This window comes from Methylophaga sp., assembly GCF_048266885.1.
In the GTDB taxonomy this organism is placed as follows: domain Bacteria; phylum Pseudomonadota; class Gammaproteobacteria; order Nitrosococcales; family Methylophagaceae; genus Methylophaga.
On the sequence record NZ_JBLWYR010000020.1, the window covers coordinates 39920 to 58358 of the forward strand.

At 45.5% G+C, this 18439-nt stretch carries 17 protein-coding genes; 2 read left to right on the forward strand and 15 right to left on the reverse strand.

The genetic code is table 11. The features are described from left to right. Positions 1 to 2: 2 nt before the first annotated feature. The 10 genes from dnaE to ACN0V2_RS10700 all read right to left on the reverse strand — a co-directional run bounded on the left by dnaE (position 3) and on the right by ACN0V2_RS10700 (position 11487). The gene (gene dnaE / locus ACN0V2_RS10655; protein WP_417550796.1) at positions 3 to 3488 is read right to left on the reverse strand and encodes a DNA polymerase III subunit alpha; all 3486 of its coding nucleotides are present in this window, start codon (positions 3486 to 3488) and stop codon (positions 3 to 5) included. Between the two features lie 75 nt (positions 3489 to 3563). Then, the gene (nagZ, locus tag ACN0V2_RS10660) at positions 3564 to 4613 is read right to left on the reverse strand and encodes a beta-N-acetylhexosaminidase (protein WP_417550797.1); all 1050 of its coding nucleotides are present in this window, start codon (positions 4611 to 4613) and stop codon (positions 3564 to 3566) included. Positions 4614 to 4622: 9 nt separating this feature from the next. Continuing rightward, positions 4623 to 5108 carry a L,D-transpeptidase family protein gene (locus ACN0V2_RS10665; protein WP_417550798.1) on the reverse strand — a complete coding sequence of 162 codons (486 nt, stop codon included), beginning with the start codon at positions 5106 to 5108 and terminating at the stop codon, positions 4623 to 4625. A gap of 36 nt (positions 5109 to 5144) precedes the next feature. After that, the gene (locus ACN0V2_RS10670) at positions 5145 to 6161 is read right to left on the reverse strand and encodes a vWA domain-containing protein (protein ID WP_417550799.1); all 1017 of its coding nucleotides are present in this window, start codon (positions 6159 to 6161) and stop codon (positions 5145 to 5147) included. Positions 6162 to 6239: 78 nt separating this feature from the next. Next, the gene (locus ACN0V2_RS10675) at positions 6240 to 7178 is read right to left on the reverse strand and encodes a VWA domain-containing protein (RefSeq protein ID WP_417550800.1); all 939 of its coding nucleotides are present in this window, start codon (positions 7176 to 7178) and stop codon (positions 6240 to 6242) included. Continuing rightward, a complete protein-coding gene (locus tag ACN0V2_RS10680; protein WP_417550801.1) occupies positions 7175 to 7714 on the reverse strand; it encodes an MxaK protein in 540 nt (179 codons plus the stop codon). The genes ACN0V2_RS10675 and ACN0V2_RS10680 overlap by 4 nt, the downstream gene beginning before the upstream one ends. Further along, on the reverse strand, positions 7707 to 8723 hold the full coding sequence (locus ACN0V2_RS10685; RefSeq protein ID WP_417550802.1) for a VWA domain-containing protein: 1017 nt from the start codon (positions 8721 to 8723) through the stop codon (positions 7707 to 7709). The genes ACN0V2_RS10680 and ACN0V2_RS10685 overlap by 8 nt, the downstream gene beginning before the upstream one ends. After that, positions 8720 to 9559: a hypothetical protein gene (locus tag ACN0V2_RS10690; RefSeq protein ID WP_417550803.1), complete on the reverse strand. Its 840-nt coding sequence runs from the start codon at positions 9557 to 9559 to the stop codon at positions 8720 to 8722. Before ACN0V2_RS10690 ends, ACN0V2_RS10685 begins: the two co-directional genes overlap by 4 nt. Before the next feature lie 11 nt (positions 9560 to 9570). Continuing rightward, positions 9571 to 10455, reverse strand: coding sequence for an MxaS protein (locus ACN0V2_RS10695; protein WP_417550804.1), 885 nt, complete (start codon positions 10453 to 10455; stop codon positions 9571 to 9573). A gap of 12 nt (positions 10456 to 10467) precedes the next feature. Beyond that, positions 10468 to 11487, reverse strand: a complete 1020-nt coding sequence (locus ACN0V2_RS10700) for an AAA family ATPase (protein WP_069296351.1) — start codon at positions 11485 to 11487, stop codon at positions 10468 to 10470. A 441-nt stretch (positions 11488 to 11928) separates the two neighbouring features. On the opposite strand from ACN0V2_RS10700, the gene ACN0V2_RS10705 reads away from it, so the two are divergent. Together ACN0V2_RS10705 and ACN0V2_RS10710 are read left to right on the forward strand one after the other, a co-directional pair. Next, positions 11929 to 13308 carry a histidine kinase gene (locus ACN0V2_RS10705; RefSeq protein WP_417550805.1) on the forward strand — a complete coding sequence of 460 codons (1380 nt, stop codon included), beginning with the start codon at positions 11929 to 11931 and terminating at the stop codon, positions 13306 to 13308. Continuing rightward, a complete protein-coding gene (locus tag ACN0V2_RS10710) occupies positions 13301 to 13969 on the forward strand; it encodes a response regulator (protein ID WP_417550806.1) in 669 nt (222 codons plus the stop codon). Before ACN0V2_RS10705 ends, ACN0V2_RS10710 begins: the two co-directional genes overlap by 8 nt. Before the next feature lie 16 nt (positions 13970 to 13985). On the opposite strand, the gene ahpF is transcribed toward ACN0V2_RS10710, so the two are convergent. The 5 genes from ahpF to ACN0V2_RS10735 form a co-directional block, all read right to left on the reverse strand. Further along, on the reverse strand, positions 13986 to 15557 hold the full coding sequence (ahpF, locus tag ACN0V2_RS10715; protein ID WP_417550807.1) for an alkyl hydroperoxide reductase subunit F: 1572 nt from the start codon (positions 15555 to 15557) through the stop codon (positions 13986 to 13988). Positions 15558 to 15696: 139 nt separating this feature from the next. Further along, entirely contained in the window at positions 15697 to 16263 is a 567-nt protein-coding gene (gene ahpC, locus ACN0V2_RS10720) for an alkyl hydroperoxide reductase subunit C (protein WP_417550808.1), read from the reverse strand. A 177-nt stretch (positions 16264 to 16440) separates the two neighbouring features. Continuing rightward, entirely contained in the window at positions 16441 to 16512 is a 72-nt protein-coding gene (pqqA, locus tag ACN0V2_RS10725; RefSeq protein WP_081443609.1) for a pyrroloquinoline quinone precursor peptide PqqA, read from the reverse strand. A gap of 111 nt (positions 16513 to 16623) precedes the next feature. Continuing rightward, positions 16624 to 17928, reverse strand: coding sequence for an adenosylmethionine--8-amino-7-oxononanoate transaminase (gene bioA / locus ACN0V2_RS10730; protein WP_417550809.1), 1305 nt, complete (start codon positions 17926 to 17928; stop codon positions 16624 to 16626). An 89-nt stretch (positions 17929 to 18017) separates the two neighbouring features. After that, on the reverse strand, positions 18018 to 18350 hold the full coding sequence (locus ACN0V2_RS10735; protein ID WP_417550810.1) for a HesB/IscA family protein: 333 nt from the start codon (positions 18348 to 18350) through the stop codon (positions 18018 to 18020). Between the last annotated feature and the right edge of the window lie 89 nt (positions 18351 to 18439).

Consider the following 18439-nt stretch of genomic DNA (forward strand, 5'->3'; position numbering starts at 1 on the left):
GCTTAATAGCGCATCGTCACAGTTTCACTACCGGGCAGATCCGCCAGCTCTTTCAACAAGGTATCTGATGGCGTGATTTGCCAATCATGTCCTAGCCGAATCACTACTTCAGCATCCTGATTAGCATATTTGAGTTCTACCGGTATCACACCGCCACAAAACGGTGTCATCACGGCTTGCATCTGCGAGATCCATTGTGCGTCCTCACCATATTGCTTCACAGATAATTGCACTGACTTACCAAATAATTCACGTGCTTTTTGTAAATCATAAACCGACTCTGCTGTACCAGCGAGACCACCGCTAAAATTATCCTGACCAATCTTGCCCTGGATCACCACCAATTTATCTGGCTGTATAACGCTCTGATATTGTTCATAGATATCGCCAAATACACGTACTTCTAAACGGGCTGTCTGATCATCTAAAGTAATAAATGCCATACGACTGCCATTTTTGGATTTCATCGTTCGAATCGCCACGATCAAACCGGCGGTCAATAATGGCACCTCATTACGCTGATAGCCTTTGGATTCAGGCGCATCCAACTCACTGATCTTTTTAGGAATAAATTGGGCTAATTCTTCGGCGTACCGATCAATCGGGCGGCCACTTAAATAAAGTCCTAATGTCTCTTTCTCGGCTCGAAGTAACTGCTCTTCCTGCCACTCAGGAACCTCTTCCAGCAAATCTGTTTGTGGTTGATCGGCATGAGATGGCTCAGCCAAACCAAATAAATCATTCTGACCACTGTCAGCATCACGGCGATGTTGCTCTGCGATTTGCATTGCCCGACTGAGGCTGGCTTCCAGACTGGCGCGGTGCCCACCTAAAGAATCGAATGCACCCGCTTTAACTAAAGACTCCATCACTCGGCGATTGATTTTTTTCAGCTCAACTCGGCGGCAAAAATCAAATAAGGAGGTAAAGGCTTCACCCTGCTCACGTTCTGACACGATTCCGGCCAAGGCTGATTCACCCACGCCTTTAATCGCCCCCATGCCGTAACGGATGGTGGTTTCATTTTCAACGGTAAACTGGATTTTGCTGAAATTCACATCCGGCGGTAATACCGTCAGATTCATATCTCGACATTCATCAATCAGGCCGACAACTTTGTCGGTGTTGTCCATATCCGCTGACAATACTGCTGCCATAAATGCTGCCGGATAATGCGCTTTCAGCCAGGCCGTTTGATAGGCAACTAATGCATAAGCAGCTGAATGCGATTTGTTAAAACCGTACTCAGCAAATTTTTCCATCAAGTCGAAAATCGGTCCGGCGGTATTTTCTTCAATGCCGCGATTTTTTGCGCCCTCGAGGAAGATTTGCCGTTGCTTAGCCATTTCCTCTGGCTTTTTCTTACCCATCGCTCGACGCAACATATCGGCGCCACCCAGACTGTATCCGGCCAGGATCTGCGCGATTTGCATTACCTGTTCCTGATAAACGATAACCCCATAGGTAGGTTTCAGAACGGGTTCGAGATCCGGATGCGGATAATCGACTTTGGCACGACCATGCTTACGATTAACAAAGTCATCAACCATGCCCGATTGCAACGGCCCTGGTCGGAACAGCGCCACCAAAGCGATAATGTCTTCAAAGTTATCTGGTTGCAGTCGTTTGATAAGCTCTTTCATACCACGCGATTCCAGCTGGAATACCGCCGTGGTTTCACACCGTTTCAACAAATCGTAACTGGGCTTGTCATCCAGCGGCAGCAGGGTGATATCAATCTTGTCAGCTTCGTCAGCCGGCAACATCGCCTTAACATTTTTAACTGCCCAATCGATAACAGTCAGGGTTTTCAGGCCTAAAAAGTCGAATTTAACTAGGCCAACACTTTCAACGTCGTCTTTATCATATTGCGATACCAACCCGGCACCATTCTGTTCACAATATAACGGTGTGTAATCAGTCAGTTTTTTGGGCGCGATAACCACACCACCGGCATGTTTACCGACGTTACGGGTCAAACCTTCCAGCTGCAAAGCCAAATCAATCAACGTATGAACATCTTCTTCCTTGTCATAACGCTCTTTAAGCTGTGGTTCTTGCTCCAGCGCCTTGCTCAGGGTCATTTTTAATTCAAATGGCACCAGTTTAGCCAGCTGATCGACCATGCCATAAGGATGACCTAACACACGACCTACATCACGCAATACCGCTTTGGCGGCCATGGTACCGAAGGTAATGATTTGCGAGACATGATCCCGACCATAATGCCGAGATACATAATCGATAACCCGGTCCCGACCATCCATACAGAAGTCGACGTCAAAGTCAGGTAACGATACCCGTTCCGGATTTAGGAATCGTTCAAACAGCAGATCGTATTGCAACGGATCAATATCGGTAATTTTTAAGGCATAGGCGACTAGAGAACCAGCACCGGAACCCCGTCCTGGCCCAACCGGAACCCCATTATTTTTAGCCCAGCGAATAAAGTCGGCAACGATTAAAAAGTAGCCGGGAAAGCCCATTTCATTAATAACGTCGAGCTCAATCTGCAATCGCGACTCATATTCGGCACGTTTTTGTTCACGGATGGTTTCATCCGGAAACAACACCGGCAATCTTTCAGCTAGTCCGTCAAACGATTCTTTGGAGAAGAACTGCGCCAGCGTCATGCCATCTGGCACCGGGAAATCCGGCAAGTAATGTTCGCCCAGCGTTAATGGAACATTACAACGTTTAGCGATTTCAACTGTGTTGCTGATGGCTTCGGGAATATCGGCAAACAAACGCACCATTTCTTCCGGGCTACGCAGATATTGCTGTTCAGAATACATTCGTGGACGACGTGGATCGTCAAGTAATCGGCCTTCGTTAATGCAAACTTTGGCTTCATGGGCTTCAAATTGATCTGGTGTTAAAAACCGCACATCATTGGTGGCAACAACTGGCAGATCGAGTTCACTAGCCAGTTGTAATGCCTGTTGAATATAACGTTCTTCATCTTCGCGGCCGGTGCGAATCAGCTCAAGATAAAAACGATTGGGAAACAACTGCATCCAATGTCTGGCAAGTTGTTCAGCTTCTGCTTGGCGACCGCCGAGCAGATCACGACCTAACAAACCTTCACGCCCGCCACTTAAACAAATCAACCCGTCGGTTTGCCCATCCAACCACTCGGGTTCCAGCATTGGTACTCCCAGATGCTGCCCTTCGGTATAGGCTTTGGAAATTAATCGTGACAGGTTGTGATAGCCCTCCATTGTGCTGCACAGCAACACCATTCGCAGACTTTTTTTACTGTCACTACTATCTCGCAGCCGGATATCGGCGCCTAGAATCGGTTTGACCCCTGCCTGCATTGCCGCGCTGTAGAGTTTGACGGCAGCAAACAGATTATGTTGATCAGTAATGGCAATCGCCGGCATGCCGGAGGCAGCAGCAGCCTTGACAAGTGGTTTAATACGAACCAGTCCGTCAACCAGAGAATAATCAGTGTGTAAATGAAGATGTACGAATTGCGAGGTCATTAGACAGTTATTTAATTCAAAGCAAAATGATAACACTGCCAGCTGACAGTATCAGACTGATCTACCGATATATGATCAGGCAAGATCCAGTTGCCGATCGGTATCAGGCGCATAGTTGGCAACGGTATAAACCGCCTGTTTCCATTGCTCGCTGGCCATCAGCGTGTCTCGATCAATCGGGTGACGACCATGCAGTCGCACCAGACGCATATGTCTTAGCGGATCGGCTTCACATTTCAGATTATCCAGCACACTTTCGACCTCAGCCGGATTATTACAAAGCAGTAACAAATCACAACCTGCAGCCAAAGCCGCTTCGGCACGAGCTGTACTATCCCCCATAATGGCAGCACCTGCCATACTCAGATCATCACTGATGACTGCGCCCTGAAAGCCCATCCGTTTACGCAAAACTTCCTGAATCCAATACGGCGAAAAGCCAGCTGGCAGACTGTCGCATTTTTCATAAACAATATGTGCCGGCATGATGCCAGCCAGGGTATGTGAGCAGAGTTGTCTAAACGGCAGCATATCGGCCTGCCACATATCTTCCAGATGTCGTTTATCAACTGGCAACCCCAGATGGGAATCAACTTCCACGGCGCCATGACCGGGAAAATGTTTGCCGACTGCCGCCATTGAAGCCTGCTTCATACCGCTGATATATGCGGCAGCCAGTTTGGTAACCGCTTGCGGATCACGATGAAATGCACGATCACCAATCACTTCGCTGATGCCGTAATCCAGATCCAGAACCGGTGCAAAACTGAAATCCACGCCGACAGCCCGTAACTCTGCGGCCATTAACCAGCCCGTCACTTCTGCTTGCTTAAGCGTTTGCTGTGGGTGTTGCATGTAATGCTGTCCCAGCGTGCCAACGGGCGGAAGTCGGCTAAAGCCTTCACGAAAACGTTGAACTCGGCCACCTTCGTGATCGACAGAAATAATCAGATGCGGTTGTCTCAGCGCGTGAATTTCTGTTGTCAGTGCAGCAATTTGCTCGGGAGATTCATAGTTACGACTGAACAGGATGACGCCACCTACTAATGGATGTTGGAGAATTTCTCTTTCTTTCTCGCTGATTGTCAAGCCAGCCAGATCGACCATTAACGGGCCTAATGTCATGTAAATACCTTATTCGTGAATAAAGACTTTCAGGCCCGGTTTGACCAGTTCAAACAATGCCAGCAAATCCTGATTATGCATGCGGATACAACCGTGAGATTTGGCGATGCCCATGGGCTCGCTATCCGGTGTGCCATGTATGTAAATATAGCGACGCATTGTATCAACATTTCCCAGTCGATTCTTGCCGGGTTCAACGCCACTTAACCAGAGGATCCGGGTTAAAATCCAGTCTTTATCCGGAAACTGTTCGGCCAGTTCGGTAGTGTAGATTTCTCCAGTGGGTCTTCTGCCACGAAACACGGTATCAACTGGTTGGCCTTCGCCGATACAAGCTCGAATAGTATGCCAGCCTCTTGGGGTACACCCCGAATTCTCCACTTCACCGGGACCATTTAATGCCGTTGAAACCGGAGCAGAAAACAACACCTCGTCATCCCGCCTAAGCTGACAAAGTTGTAGGGACAGAGAAATATCAAGGAAACGATTTGGCATGGTTGGATTAAATTTCAGCCTGGTTAGAAATAAATATCAATGGCGTGCTGAACGATATGCACCCGATACACCAAAACAAGTGTATATCTGCGATGCTGTCAGTAGCAACAGACTGAACAAGGCAGGCCACAGGAAATAATCCGCCAGCGATTGTCGTGGCATACGTTGCTCCAACATCAACGTCTGATAATGTTGCTGATCTATCGTTGCCATCGCCTCAGAAAACTCTTCCAGCGACCCCGCTTCAAAAGCACGGTATGGTACATCCAATTGTTTAAAAAAATTATGTAACTGCCTTTCAGGTGCGCCTTGCCACAATACACTTTCACCTGGCATTTCATCGAGTGTCATGCCACTTACTGAACGCAAATAGATCCAATACAGACTCAGATTATTGTCTCGCAATAGCTGGTTTATTCTTTGTTCTTGCTCCGTGGATAAAATCTGTCCTCCATCGGATATCAGCAACACAATTCGAGCTCCGCGATAGGTTTCACCATCAAACATTTTTCCGGCTTGTTTTAAAGCCACAGCAATATCCGTTTTGGTTAATCCCCGTCCCAGACCTCCAGCTTCAATCGTCGCCAAAGTGGTTTCTTTGCTATAAGTCAACGGTAAAATAGCCGTAGCTTGTTCACTGAAGAGAACATAACCAAACCGATCATCGGGCCGACTGTTTACAAATTCACTTAAATAATAGCGGGCTACACTGCGCTTACTTTCTTTAAAGTTCATTTTGGTAGACAGTCGAAAACGGTGTTGTCGAGCAAAAGGCTGATCCATGCTACGACTGCGATCCAGCAGAATAATAACCTCTGCACCCTGGCCACTGCGCTGCACAGTATGTTCAGGAATATGTGGTCCGGCCAGAGCCATAATGAGTGCAGCTAATGTCACAGAAGCTAACAAATGTAGAGTAAAACCAATAACAGCAGAAGCACGATCTTTAGGTAACAATGCCTGCCAAACGATTTGTTTTTCGGTATTGCGACTCAGCCAAGGTAATACGGCAAGCGGCAGCAGATAAAGCAGATATGGGTTAGACCAACTCATACTATATCTTTACCCATCCTAATTCAGAGAGGTGTCATGTCGACAAATCCATTTCATCATCAAATTCTAAAAAGCATATTAATCATGCTGCTTAGTAAACAAACTGTATGGTAAAAATACCAGAACCAGCAAAATCAAAGCTATTGATGCCAGCCAGACAAATAAATCATATTTCACTGGCTCCTGACGCGTCAGCGAAATTTCTTGCATCTCTTTAATCAGGTTTTGTGCAGATGTTGGTGATGAGATAAATTCAAAACCGACTCGTTTCGACACCGTTTCCATATGCGATTTCTTTTGTGAAGACAAATGCTCAGTACGTGGACGATTTTCATTTAACTCCGCTGCATCACCTCGACTTGAGGCGTATACATCGCGGTGCATAACTTCGTTAATGCCCCAATAGCCGTCAATTTCACCAAATTCATTGGTTTTGGGAATCGGCACCAGATCACTGCCACCAATACCAACAATAATTCCCGGGACTTCACCTGGCGTATCAGTGAATTTAGGGAATAAGGTTTCATGCACTGGTGGCGCTTCATGGCCATCCGTTAAAAACACGACTGTGGGTTGTGGGGTGATTTCTTTAGCTTGGCGAATAGCGGTGTAAAGCGCTTTAGACATTTCACTAGAGCGCGCCCAAGCCATCGTGGGTTTGAACTGGGACAGCATCTGCATCAAATCGTGATAATTTGCACACACCTCGACCGGAGTCATTAATATCAAGCTGCGCGCCTCACTGAATATCGCCAACCCTGCATGGGAACCACACGGCATGCTAAGAATCGCTTGACGAGTATATTCTTTGGCCCAATCCAGTCGATTAATATTTTCGTTACCAAATTTAACGTCTTCAACATTCATGCTGTCGGTAATATCAATAACAAATAAGCTGTCCATCACCTCGACTTCGCGGTCAACTGGCGGCAGCCACAAAGCCGCCATTATCATCAACAGCCCAATCAACATGACCAGCGCCGTTAAAAATATGCGTTTGGGATAACTCAAACTCATGGCAGGTCAACCTTAAAGGCTTTGGTTTCGATGCTGCGTTCGCTGTAAATTTCCTGCTTTTTAAAATTTCCATCCATTTCAGGATCTTCCGGCACTAACCGTAAAGCGACTTCAAGATTAAACCGCGCATCCCAAAACGCTGGTTGTTGTTTGATGGCGCTGCGATAATCTTGTTTGGCTAGCTCGACTAATGGAATCATCCGGGGATCGCTACCTTCCATTTCCATCGCTTCACGCAAGTTAATATTGCCGCGATTAAAATAAGCTGCTGGCAACCATTCGCCCTCTTCGCTACCCAGTACTAAAGTGTATTGTTCCAACGCAGCATCAGTTTCATCCTGACTCACCAAATAAGCACCTTGAGCAAAATGCGCCCGTGGATGATCTGGAACCGTCTCATATTGTTGCGGTGCATTCACAAAATCTTCAATTTTATTTTGACGCCATAATTCCCAGCTGGTCAGCAATATCACGATCACACTGATTGTGAGAACCGCCAGCAAAGCCAAGCGTAAAAGTTTTAATGTATTACTCATGTGCTTTTCGAACTCCCCAATAACTGTATAGATGTGAACTTGCCAAAGGCAACATGGCGAGCAAGGCTAACCATAAGAACCAATCGGATTTAGGCTCGTGAGGCACCAACTCTTCAACAATCAGCGTCTGATACTGTTGCTCATCAATTTCATCCATCGCTTTAGCAAACTCATCCAATGAGCCAGCTTCAAATGCCCGATATGGAACGCCGATAGTTTTAAAAAACTCGTGAACTTTTCGTTCAGGTATATCGGTATACAAAATATTGTCATTCTCTGAGGGTTCCAACGTCATTTCCTGTCTGGACTTGAGGTAAATCCAGTAAATACTTAAATTCATTTCTTTATAACGTTGGGTGATTAATTCCATTGCCTGATCGGTCATCAGCTGACCACCATCAGAGACCAACAAAACAATTCGTGAACCACGATAAGGCTGATCCTCAAACATTAATGCTGAATTCATCAATGCATCTGCCAGGTTGGTATCGGATAAGCCCTTGCCTAACGAATTAGCTTCAATTGTATTAAGAATGGCATCCTTGCTGTAGGTCAGCGGCAACAGATTGATCGAGTTAGTACTGAAAAATACAAAGCCAAAACGATCGTCTGGACGTTTTTTTACAAATTCGGTCAGATAGGTTCTGGCGACGCGGCGTTTGGAGTTATCACCGGCAACTGAATAATTCGCTGCCTGTGTAGTTACGGCAAACGCATCATCCATACTGCGACTGCGATCTAGCAGCAAAACAATCTCTGCACCTTCACCAAAGCGTTCAACCGTACGCTCCGGTATAGCAGGACTGGCTACAGCAAGTAATAAGCCCGCAATGGCTACCGACGCCAAAACCTTTAACGCCAAACTGATAGTTCTGGATAACGGGTCGTGTGGCACCAGTGCTGTCCAAGCGACTGTCTTGTCTAAGTTATTGTTAAACCATGGCAATAATGCCACTGGCAACAAAAACAGAACCAAGGGGAAAGCCCACTCCAGGCCAAATAGCATCATGCCATTTTCTCCCTCGCACGGCAGGCACGCGCCAGTTTAATTAAACTGTCAAAATCTGCATTTTGCTGAGGATTTCGGCTGAAATAATGTGATGCTGACTGTTGGTAAAACTGCGTAATTTCAGGTTGTAAATCAGCTAACCAAGGGCAAGCATCCCATAATTGTTGTAACTGACTATAAATAACCACTGTACCGGCACTTTCATTAAATGCGTGATGCATAACCCGCGTGGCAGAATCCACATCTTTGTGTCCAAACCAGCGTAATTTATTCATAGCAAATACGGCTTTGGCAAAAGGTAAACGTTTGCCTGGACGCAGGCCGATATGCCAGACAAAAAATATCAGTGCGGCAAGCAGCGCAATTACACAGGCATAAGTTAGCCGTTTTTGTAGCAGTCCAAAATCTGCAGGTAATAAACGTTGATCACCCCGTAAACTGATTTCAGTATCAGCTTCATCTGTCTTAGTTAAAAATGAACCTGCCGAAAAAACGGTTGAAGGCACTTCTAACAAATCACCTGCTTTGGTTCTTAGCGTATAGGTCGGTGTTTCGAGTTGGCGCGTTTCGATAGGTACATTGATGAGTTGATAATGTAACTCCAGCAAATTGGCGTTACTGGAAATTTCCTGCAGATTCAGCCATGGCCCATGACGTTTATTCATTTGTGGCAGAGAATCTTCGTCAAGATCACTGACACTTACCGGTAGAACTATACTGGCAGTCACTTTATCGCCAATTAAGAGACCCCAACTGCGATCCAGATTGATGGTCACGTCTTGTGCCATAAGCTGGCTACTAACTATAAAGCTGATAACAAAGATCAAACGACGCATTGTGTGCATTCCTATGATTTTTTCATGGCGGAGAAATACTGGGTCAGCTGTTGCGGTGTCACTTCTCCAGAGACAAAAAGCGGCTTGACGCGATAGCGCATAAAACACGCCGTCAGTTTCTCAAAATGATCATCCAATTGCTGTTGCCAACGTTTTTTGATGCCGGGACGAATCCAAACACTATGACGCTTGCCAGTTTCGGAATCTCGCGTTTCTGTCCAACCTGCATGTGAAGGCAAATGATCCACTTCGTCATGCTGCCAAACAATAGGCACGACTGTGTAATGCGCCAGTTTGCGTAAGGTTCGATCTACCAAATCGATATCACAACAGAAATCTGACGCCAGAAACACGATGGCTCGTTTACTGCTGATTAAATCTGCTGCATCAAACAAACCTTCTGCGCCCGGTGCTGTTGGCGGAGCTGCGTTAATGATTTTTTCTGCAGCAACCGCAGGCATGCTGCGTTGTCTGGTGGGCATTACTGAGACGTCTTTACGCCAAATGGCATCAAATCCTGCCATAGCAAATCGGTCACCAAAGCGGATAGAGCTATGAGCAATCATATGTGCCAACTTCGCAACGCGCTCGTTACTAACGCTGGAAACAGACATGGAACGACTTAGATCCGACAGCAGCCATAAGGTGATGGATGAACGTTGTTGATAACGACGAACCAACCAGCGCTCCTGATTCCCTAACGCTGAATCCGCAATGTTGGTCCGTAAACTGGCTCGTACATCCAGACGCCGAGGATCTGGATAATCAAATAAATCAGCAAAACCGGCAAAACGATCACCGCTGCCCAAAGCTGTTCCGCTATGTGCGCCGGGCACATGACCAAACACCTTATCCGGAAAGCGATAGCTAAACTCCTGAGGTTGAATAGGCTTCATGAGGTTGCCTACTTACGGTGTAGCTATATGATCGCGTAACGCCTGAATAAATTGCGGCATCAACTGTTCACGGCGGCCATCATAGACCGGTGACAAGAACACGCGATGCGTGAGTGATGGCAATAATACAAAATGAATATCATCGGGCAGAACATGATCACGGCCTTCCAGCCAGGCACATACTTTGGCAGCACGCACCATCGCTGACATACCACGAACACTGGCTCCAGCCACAACCAGATCTTCAACATACACATCGGGCAGAGTAATACCGAGTTTGTGTGGTTCCCAACTCGCATCCCACAAACGCACGACATAGTTTTCAATTTCTGGTGAGACAAACACACTGTTTTGAATATCACGATCCAATTCATTGAGATCACGATAATTCAATAAAGGTGCGCCGATTGAACTGAGCAAAGCATCCACATCATGGAAAGCTGGATCAAAAATCAATTTACGGCGTGATTCATCTTCCAGCGGACGGCTGATATTAATCTCAAACAAAAAGCGATCTCGCGCTGCAGCACTGAGCTCAAAGGTTTCTTCTTTTTCGACAGCATTGCGATCAGCAAACACGATCATATGTGGGAAACGATATTCTTTACCGAATGCTTCGGCGCTGCGTTCAGCCATTGCTCTTAATAGTAAAGATTGAACTTGCGGACGCGCACGGTTGATTTCGTTAAAGAAAAACACCGCGGTTTCTTCACCTTTAGCAATCAGTGGGCCGGGTTCAATTACCGGCTTACCATCAGCATTAACCCAGGCACTGTAAAGCAGATCATTAGGCATTAAGTCGACACTGCCTTCGATACGACCAAAAGCACCGCCCAAGGCTTTGGAAAAAGCACGCAGCAAAGTGGTTTTACCCACCCCGACACCACCTTCAAGTAAAACGTGACCACGGGCGTGTAAGGCAATCAAAATCAAGCGGATGGCCTGATGTTGACCAATCACCACATCATTGACAACTTTTTCTAGTGCCAAAGCGTGTTCACGAGCAGTATTCAGTTGCTGCTTATCCGACATTCTCTCTCCCCTTTTATTAGGTAATATTTTTTATAAAGACTTACTGATTCTCGAAACTAACAATAAGTCATTTTGTTACTTTTTAGCTGAAGCTTCTTCAAGTGCCTCTGCGATAAACTCTAAGCAAAAGCGCTAATATCCCAGTATAGTGAATTTGACCGGGAACTCATCATTGGCCACACAGGTTTATACATTTGGTTACTGCAGGAATCTATCATCTAAACGAGTGATATGAAACCGAACAGACCCTATGAACTTAGATCAAGCATCTCAACCTAGCAATAAAATAGCTTTTTATGTCACTTATTAAACCGTGAAAGCCAAATCAGCACATCAGATATTTGCCCATGGACATCGGGCAAATTTCCCGTGTGTGGTTAGTATGCTTTGCAGAGCATAAATCTACGCCTAGACTGTGCTCATTGTATACACGGATAAACCATGAATCTCAGACTGCAGCTTTTCTTTAGAATCATGTTGATAGGTTTTATCTGTTTGCTGGGGAGTGCCGGTTATGTTTTATATCAGACCGATAAACAAGCCAAGTTGGAAGCTGATTTAACCGCGCAGCGTATTGAAAAGCAATTGACTCAACAATTGCTGAAAATGTTTTCTCGCTATGATTATTCTGTTGCCTTTCCGGATACCGATATCCTACAACAACTCAACGGCGTGCCAGGCTCCTGTGTACAGTTTTTGTCTCGCACCGAAAGTCGACGCCGTAGTTTATGTAATGAAGTGATTCATGATGAAACACGCTGGCCACATTGGTTTGGTGAGATTTATCAAAAGCTATTTCAGCCAAATTATGAAGCCAGCCGCCGATTTTCATTTAATGCCATTACTTATGGCAACATCCTGGTGTCGTTAAATGTAGAAACGGAGATTGCTCGAGCCTGGAGTAATTTACGGGCAGTATTTGGCATCCTGTCGGTGAGTATTTTCGCCGTAGCATTATTGGTATTTATGACTATTCACCAACTACTACGCCCGGCACAATTGATTGTCCGGGGATTAGAAAAAATGCACCAAGGCGACTTGCACACCCGCATTCCAACTTTTGATATCGGCGAATGGCGAAGAACCAGTGAGGCGATTAATGCTTTGGCCGCCAGTCAACAACATATTATGGCCGAGAATCGTCAACTTGCCTTGAAACTGATTAATGCCCAGGAAGAGGAGCATCGGTATATCAGCCGTGAACTACATGATGAGTTTGGTCAATGCTTGGCAGGTATCAATGCGTTGACCACCTCCATTAGCCAGACAGCGCGTAAAGATTGCCCTTCTATTCTCAGTGAAACTGAGGGCATTAGTCATATTACTGAACACATGATGTCGGCCTTACGGGGCTTATTAACGCGTTTGCGTCCTGCTGATGTCGATGAATTGGGCTTGACGCGTAGTTTGGAAAAATTGATTAAAAGCTGGAATCAACGCACTGGTGGTGAAACCCAATTCAATCTGCAAATAGCTGAAGGCGTTGATGCACTTCCCGAACCACTGCCGGTCAATTTATATCGCATTGTGCAGGAATCACTGACCAATATCGCTAAACATGCAGATGCCAGTGAGGCTAATATCAAACTGATGTTTAGCAACGTAGATCACTTGATTCTAGCAGTTGAGGATAACGGCAAAGCCAAACGCGACAGCTTGAATCAGCACATGGGTGTGGGTTTATTAGGCATATCAGAACGCGTTAATGCTTTAGGCGGAAAAATTACGATGGATACCCATAATGAAGGCGGTCTAAAACTGTTGATTGATTTACCGGTGAACCCTCCAGTTGAAGTCTCCGTAGAGAATCCAAATGACTGAAAAAGACATAAAAATCCTGTTGGTTGATGATCATGCCATCGTACGTGAAGGTTATCGTTCATTATTACAAAAACAGCCTAATTTAACGGTGATTGCGGATGCGCGAGATGCCGCTGAAGCCTATCAGAATTACAAAACCTTTCAGCCGGACGTGGTGATCATGGATATTTCTATGCCCGGCCAAAGTGGTTTGGAAGCCATTTCACGCATCAGGCAATATGATGCTCAGGCACGAATTCTGGTGTTCAGCATGCATCAAAATCCCAGCTTTGCTTTACAAGCCATTCGCGCAGGTGCTTTAGGCTATGTCACTAAAAGTAGTGATCCTACCTTGTTAATTCATGGGATTTTTCAGGTTTATGAAAATAAACTCAGTTTGAGTCCAGATATCGCCCAAGCTTTGGCTTTAGAGAAATTGGGACAAGATAAAGCCAGGCTGGATGATTTGACGGTCAGGGAATTTGAGATTTTGCGATTATTGTTAGAAGCCAAGAACAATCAACAGATAGCCGATATTTTGAATATCAGCCCAAAAACGGTCTCAAACTCGCATTACATTATTAAACGCAAACTTGAGGTAAATTCAGATATTGAACTCACCCGCCTCGCCATTCGCATGAAGTTATTAAACCTGCGCGATCTGATTGACGAGGCGGAATGAATTCCGCTTTCTAAGATTAAGCTGCTTTATCCTTATCATCAAACTCATTACGGATAAGGTAATCAAACGCACCTAATGCTGCTCTGGCGCCCTCACCCATTGCCATAATGATCTGTTTGTAAGGAATGGTCGTGACATCCCCAGCGGCAAAAACACCTGCCATTGAGGTCGCACCATGAGAATCAATTTCAATCTCACCATACTTGCTCAACGTTAAGGTGTCTTTCAACCAGTCGGTGTTTGGTAACAAACCAATCTGCACAAACACACCGGCCACTTCAACATGATGTGGTTCTTCGGTGGCTCGGTCTTTATAATTCAGACCATTAACCTTTTTGCCATCACCGGTAACTTCCGTGGTTTGAGCACCAATGATCACTGTGACATTGCTCAGACTGTGCAATTTTTTCTGTAATATGGCATCGGCTTTCAACTCATCGGCATATTCCAGCAAGGTCACATGTCCGACAATACCGGCCAAATCAATTGCAGCTTCGACACCAGAATTACCACCACCAATGACGGCAACGTGTTTCCCTTTGAATAACGGACCATCACAATGTGGGCAGTATGCTACGCCATGACCACGGTATTCAATTTCTCCGGGCACACCCAACTCACGCCAGCGAGCACCGGTGGCAATAATAATCGATTTACTGAGTAACTTAGCGCCACTTTCCAGTTCCACTTCAATCATTTTGCCCTGCTGACGTAGCTTGTTGGCACGCTGCAGTTTCATCACATCAACTTCATATTCTTTGACGTGTTCTTCAAGTGCAGCCACTAGCTTAGGACCTTCAGTTTCCTTGATTGAAATAAAGTTTTCAATCGCCAGCGTATCCATTACCTGACCACCAAAACGTTCAGCGACAATACCAGTGCGGATACCTTTACGAGAAGCATAAATCGATGCCGAAGCCCCAGCAGGACCACCACCAACAATCAATACATCGTAAGGAGCACGCTGATTGATTTTTTCTGCTTCGCGTTTAATCGAGCCTGTATCAAGCTTGCCAATAATCTCAGTCAGGCCCATGCGACCTTGACCGAAAACTTCACCGTTCAGATACACAGTCGGTACCGCCATAATTTGACGTGCTTCTACTTCTTCAGGGTATAAAGCACCGTCAATCATCGTGTGATGAATATTCGGGTTCAATACGGCCATCAGATTCAGCGCTTGTACCACTTCAGGGCAATTCTGGCATGACAGTGAGATATAGGTTTCAAACACAAACTCGCCTTCGAGTTGTTTGATTTGTTCAATCACTTCAGGCTCGGTCTTCATCGGATGCCCACCGGTGTGAAGCAATGCTAACACCAGTGAGGTGAACTCATGCCCCATCGGAATACCGGCAAAACGGATATGCTCCTGACCTTCGGGCTGTTTGATACGAAATGATGGTTTACGTGCATCATTATCGGCATCAGAAAAGCTGACTTTGTCAGACATATCGGCAATTTCAACCAGCAATTCACGCATTTCCTGAGATTTTTTGCCATCATCAAGTGACGCAATGATCTCAACCGGGCGTTGCAGATTCTGCAAATACGTTTTTAATTGTCCAGCAATGTTTGCATCCAACATAAGGCACCTGCCTGAATAAAATTCTATAAATGTTTGGGTGTTGTCCGGACCGGTCGGCCCGGACACACAAGATCCAATGGATCCAGAATTTCGTGAGAAGTTTTCATTTCATTAAACGAAAACTTGCTGCAGATTTTCTTTAGATTTTGCCAACCAAATCCAGAGATGGTGACAAGGTTTCTTCACCTGGCTGCCAAGAAGCTGGGCAAACTTCACCATCATGTGAAGCAACATATTGAGCAGCTTGGATTTTACGAACCAGTTCTTTTGCACTACGGCCGATACCCAGATCGTGAACTTCAGATACTTTGATCACGCCTTCTGGATCGATAACAAATGTGCCACGCAGCGCCAGACCTTCTTCTTCAATCATCACTTCAAAGTTGCGGCTGATTGTGCCTGTCGCATCAGCAAGCATTGGGAAGTTGATTTTTTTGATGGTTTCAGAAGCATCATGCCAAGCTTTATGAGTGAAGTGGGTATCAGTAGATACTGAATAAACTTCAACGCCCATTTCTTGCAGTTTTGCGTAATGATCAGCTAAATCGCCGAGCTCTGTAGGACAAACAAAAGTGAAGTCGGCTGGGTAAAAGAATACAACTGACCACTTACCTTTCAGATCAGCATCAGTAACAGGTACGAATTCGCCTTTGTGAAATGCAGTGGTTTTAAACGGTTTAACGGTAGTATTAATCAAAGTCGACATGGTCTACTCCTTGTTGGTTGTCAAAAGCGACAGAGGCCATTCTATGGCCCGAACATACAACGGTCAAACAACTTAATTCTATTAATATAATCGGAATAGGCGATTTGAAAGTTGCGGTTATAAAAAAAGCCCCTGGAGCTAAACTCCAGAGGCTTTTTAAGTACCTTTGAACCGATATTAACGGTTGCAAATGTACATGGTTACTTCAAAACCGAAACGCATATCTGAATATTCTGGTTTAGTCCACATGATCATTTCTCCATTCTATTTTAAGGTTAACGCTATCCTTTTTTCTGGATAACGTGGAGTGATACTACGCCGCAAAAATCAGAATGCTATCAGGCATAAACTTGATTGGACTCAGGATTTTACTGATTCACCGAGCTTGTTGACGATGGCTTTAATCGCTGTGGTGAGCGTAGTTAATTGTTCAGCGCTAATGATATACGGTGGCATTACATAAATCATCGAACGAAAGGGTCTTATCCAAACACCTTGCTCAACGATAAATTTAGGCAACCAGTGCATAAAACTATCTAAAGGCTGGTTCAGTTCAACGACCCCAATCGCGCCTTTTACTCGAACATCCTTAACTAAGCTGTGAGAAGACAATTCTTTCAGCTCATCAGCAAGTTGAGTTTCGATCGCCAACACCTGTGTTTGCCAATCAGATTCAAGCAATACATCAATGCTCTCGCATGCTACGCGGCACGCCAGTGGATTTCCCATAAAGGTCGGGCCATGCATCAACACACCCTGTCCATCAGCAGAAATGCCTTGCGCCACTTTGGTTTGACATAAAGTAGCTGCCAGAGTCATATAACCTCCGGTAAGGGCCTTACCAAGGCATAAAATATCTGGTACAACACCAGCCGCTTCATAAGCAAACAGGTGTCCAGTTCGGCCAAAGCCGGTAGCGATTTCATCGAATATCAGCAATACATTATGTTGGTCACATAACGCCCGGAGTTCACGCAGATATTGTGGACAATAAAACCGCATGCCACCTGCGCCCTGCACCAATGGCTCAACAATCACTGCTGCAAGTTGTTCATGGTTTGCTTCAATCAATGCACGCATTTCAGCGATATCACTGTCTTGCCAATCGGCATCATCACAACAGGTTGGTGCTGGTGCAAATAGATGTTGGGGTAATACTTTGGCAAATTGGGAATGCATGCCATTGACGGGATCGCAAACCGCCATCGCCCCGAAGGTATCGCCGTGATAGCCGCTTCTCAGTGACAGTAGTTTTTGTTTGTCAGCTTTGCCCTGGGCGAACCAGTATTGAATCGCCATTTTAATAGCAACTTCAACTGAAACTGAGCCGGAATCTGCCAGAAAAACATATTGCAGCGAATCATCGGTGATATCGATTAATCGCCGCGCCAAACTAACGGCAGGATCATGAGTTAATCCACCAAACATCACGTGAGACATTTTATCGAGTTGATCTTTTGCCGCGGCATTTAATCTAGGATGTCCATAACCATGTATGGCGGACCACCAGGACGACATGCCATCAATGATTTCGCGCCCGTCAGCCAGGGTTAAATACACACCTTTTGCTGAAACCACTTCATGTAATAACGGTGGATGTTGCACGCTACTGTAGGGATGCCAGAGATGCTGAGCATCAAATTGCAGATTGTTAAGTTCAGTCATGGAAGAGATTCAATCACAGCTCACAGGCCAGGTAAAACAAAACTGCCCGTTCAATGACGGGCAGTTAGTTATGTATAAGTTAATCGAGTTTATTTGGTAACGCTAAAGCTCTCACCACAGCCACATTCAGAGGTGACATTCGGATTTATGAATTTAAAGCTTTGGTTCAAGCCTTCCTTAACAAAATCCAGGATCATGCCTTCCAACAACGGCAGGTTGTCTTTGTCGACGACCACTTTGACATCGTCTTGCTCGATTATCATATCGTTTGCGGCCACCGCATCGGCATAATCCAGTGCATAGCTGTAACCAGAGCAACCGCTTTTGACTACACCAATACGCAAACCAATGCCACTGTCACGTTTAGCGACCATGTCACGTACTCGTTTTACTGCTGATTGTGTCAATGTAATTGTTGTCATTTTATTACCTGTTCATCAAATGGTTAAAACGACTGGCCTCTTTTTCAATTACGACTGCCAGCTGTTCAATTTGTTCTTTGGTGTTTTCC

Bases quoted from the DNA above. Each gene is read 5' to 3' on its own strand.
- dnaE (WP_417550796.1), bottom strand. From the start codon at position 3,488: ATGACCTCGCAATTCGTACATCTTCATTTACACACTGATTATTCTCTG.
- nagZ (WP_417550797.1), bottom strand. From the start codon at position 4,613: ATGACATTAGGCCCGTTAATGGTCGATCTGGCTGGCTTGACAATCAGC.
- ACN0V2_RS10665 (WP_417550798.1), bottom strand. From the start codon at position 5,108: ATGCCAAATCGTTTCCTTGATATTTCTCTGTCCCTACAACTTTGTCAG.
- ACN0V2_RS10670 (WP_417550799.1), bottom strand. From the start codon at position 6,161: ATGAGTTGGTCTAACCCATATCTGCTTTATCTGCTGCCGCTTGCCGTA.
- ACN0V2_RS10675 (WP_417550800.1), bottom strand. From the start codon at position 7,178: ATGAGTTTGAGTTATCCCAAACGCATATTTTTAACGGCGCTGGTCATG.
- ACN0V2_RS10680 (WP_417550801.1), bottom strand. From the start codon at position 7,714: ATGAGTAATACATTAAAACTTTTACGCTTGGCTTTGCTGGCGGTTCTC.
- ACN0V2_RS10685 (WP_417550802.1), bottom strand. From the start codon at position 8,723: ATGATGCTATTTGGCCTGGAGTGGGCTTTCCCCTTGGTTCTGTTTTTG.
- ACN0V2_RS10690 (WP_417550803.1), bottom strand. From the start codon at position 9,559: ATGCGTCGTTTGATCTTTGTTATCAGCTTTATAGTTAGTAGCCAGCTT.
- ACN0V2_RS10695 (WP_417550804.1), bottom strand. From the start codon at position 10,455: ATGAAGCCTATTCAACCTCAGGAGTTTAGCTATCGCTTTCCGGATAAG.
- ACN0V2_RS10700 (WP_069296351.1), bottom strand. From the start codon at position 11,487: ATGTCGGATAAGCAGCAACTGAATACTGCTCGTGAACACGCTTTGGCA.
- ACN0V2_RS10705 (WP_417550805.1), top strand. From the start codon at position 11,929: ATGAATCTCAGACTGCAGCTTTTCTTTAGAATCATGTTGATAGGTTTT.
- ACN0V2_RS10710 (WP_417550806.1), top strand. From the start codon at position 13,301: ATGACTGAAAAAGACATAAAAATCCTGTTGGTTGATGATCATGCCATC.
- ahpF (WP_417550807.1), bottom strand. From the start codon at position 15,557: ATGTTGGATGCAAACATTGCTGGACAATTAAAAACGTATTTGCAGAAT.
- ahpC (WP_417550808.1), bottom strand. From the start codon at position 16,263: ATGTCGACTTTGATTAATACTACCGTTAAACCGTTTAAAACCACTGCA.
- bioA (WP_417550809.1), bottom strand. From the start codon at position 17,928: ATGACTGAACTTAACAATCTGCAATTTGATGCTCAGCATCTCTGGCAT.
- ACN0V2_RS10735 (WP_417550810.1), bottom strand. From the start codon at position 18,350: ATGACAACAATTACATTGACACAATCAGCAGTAAAACGAGTACGTGAC.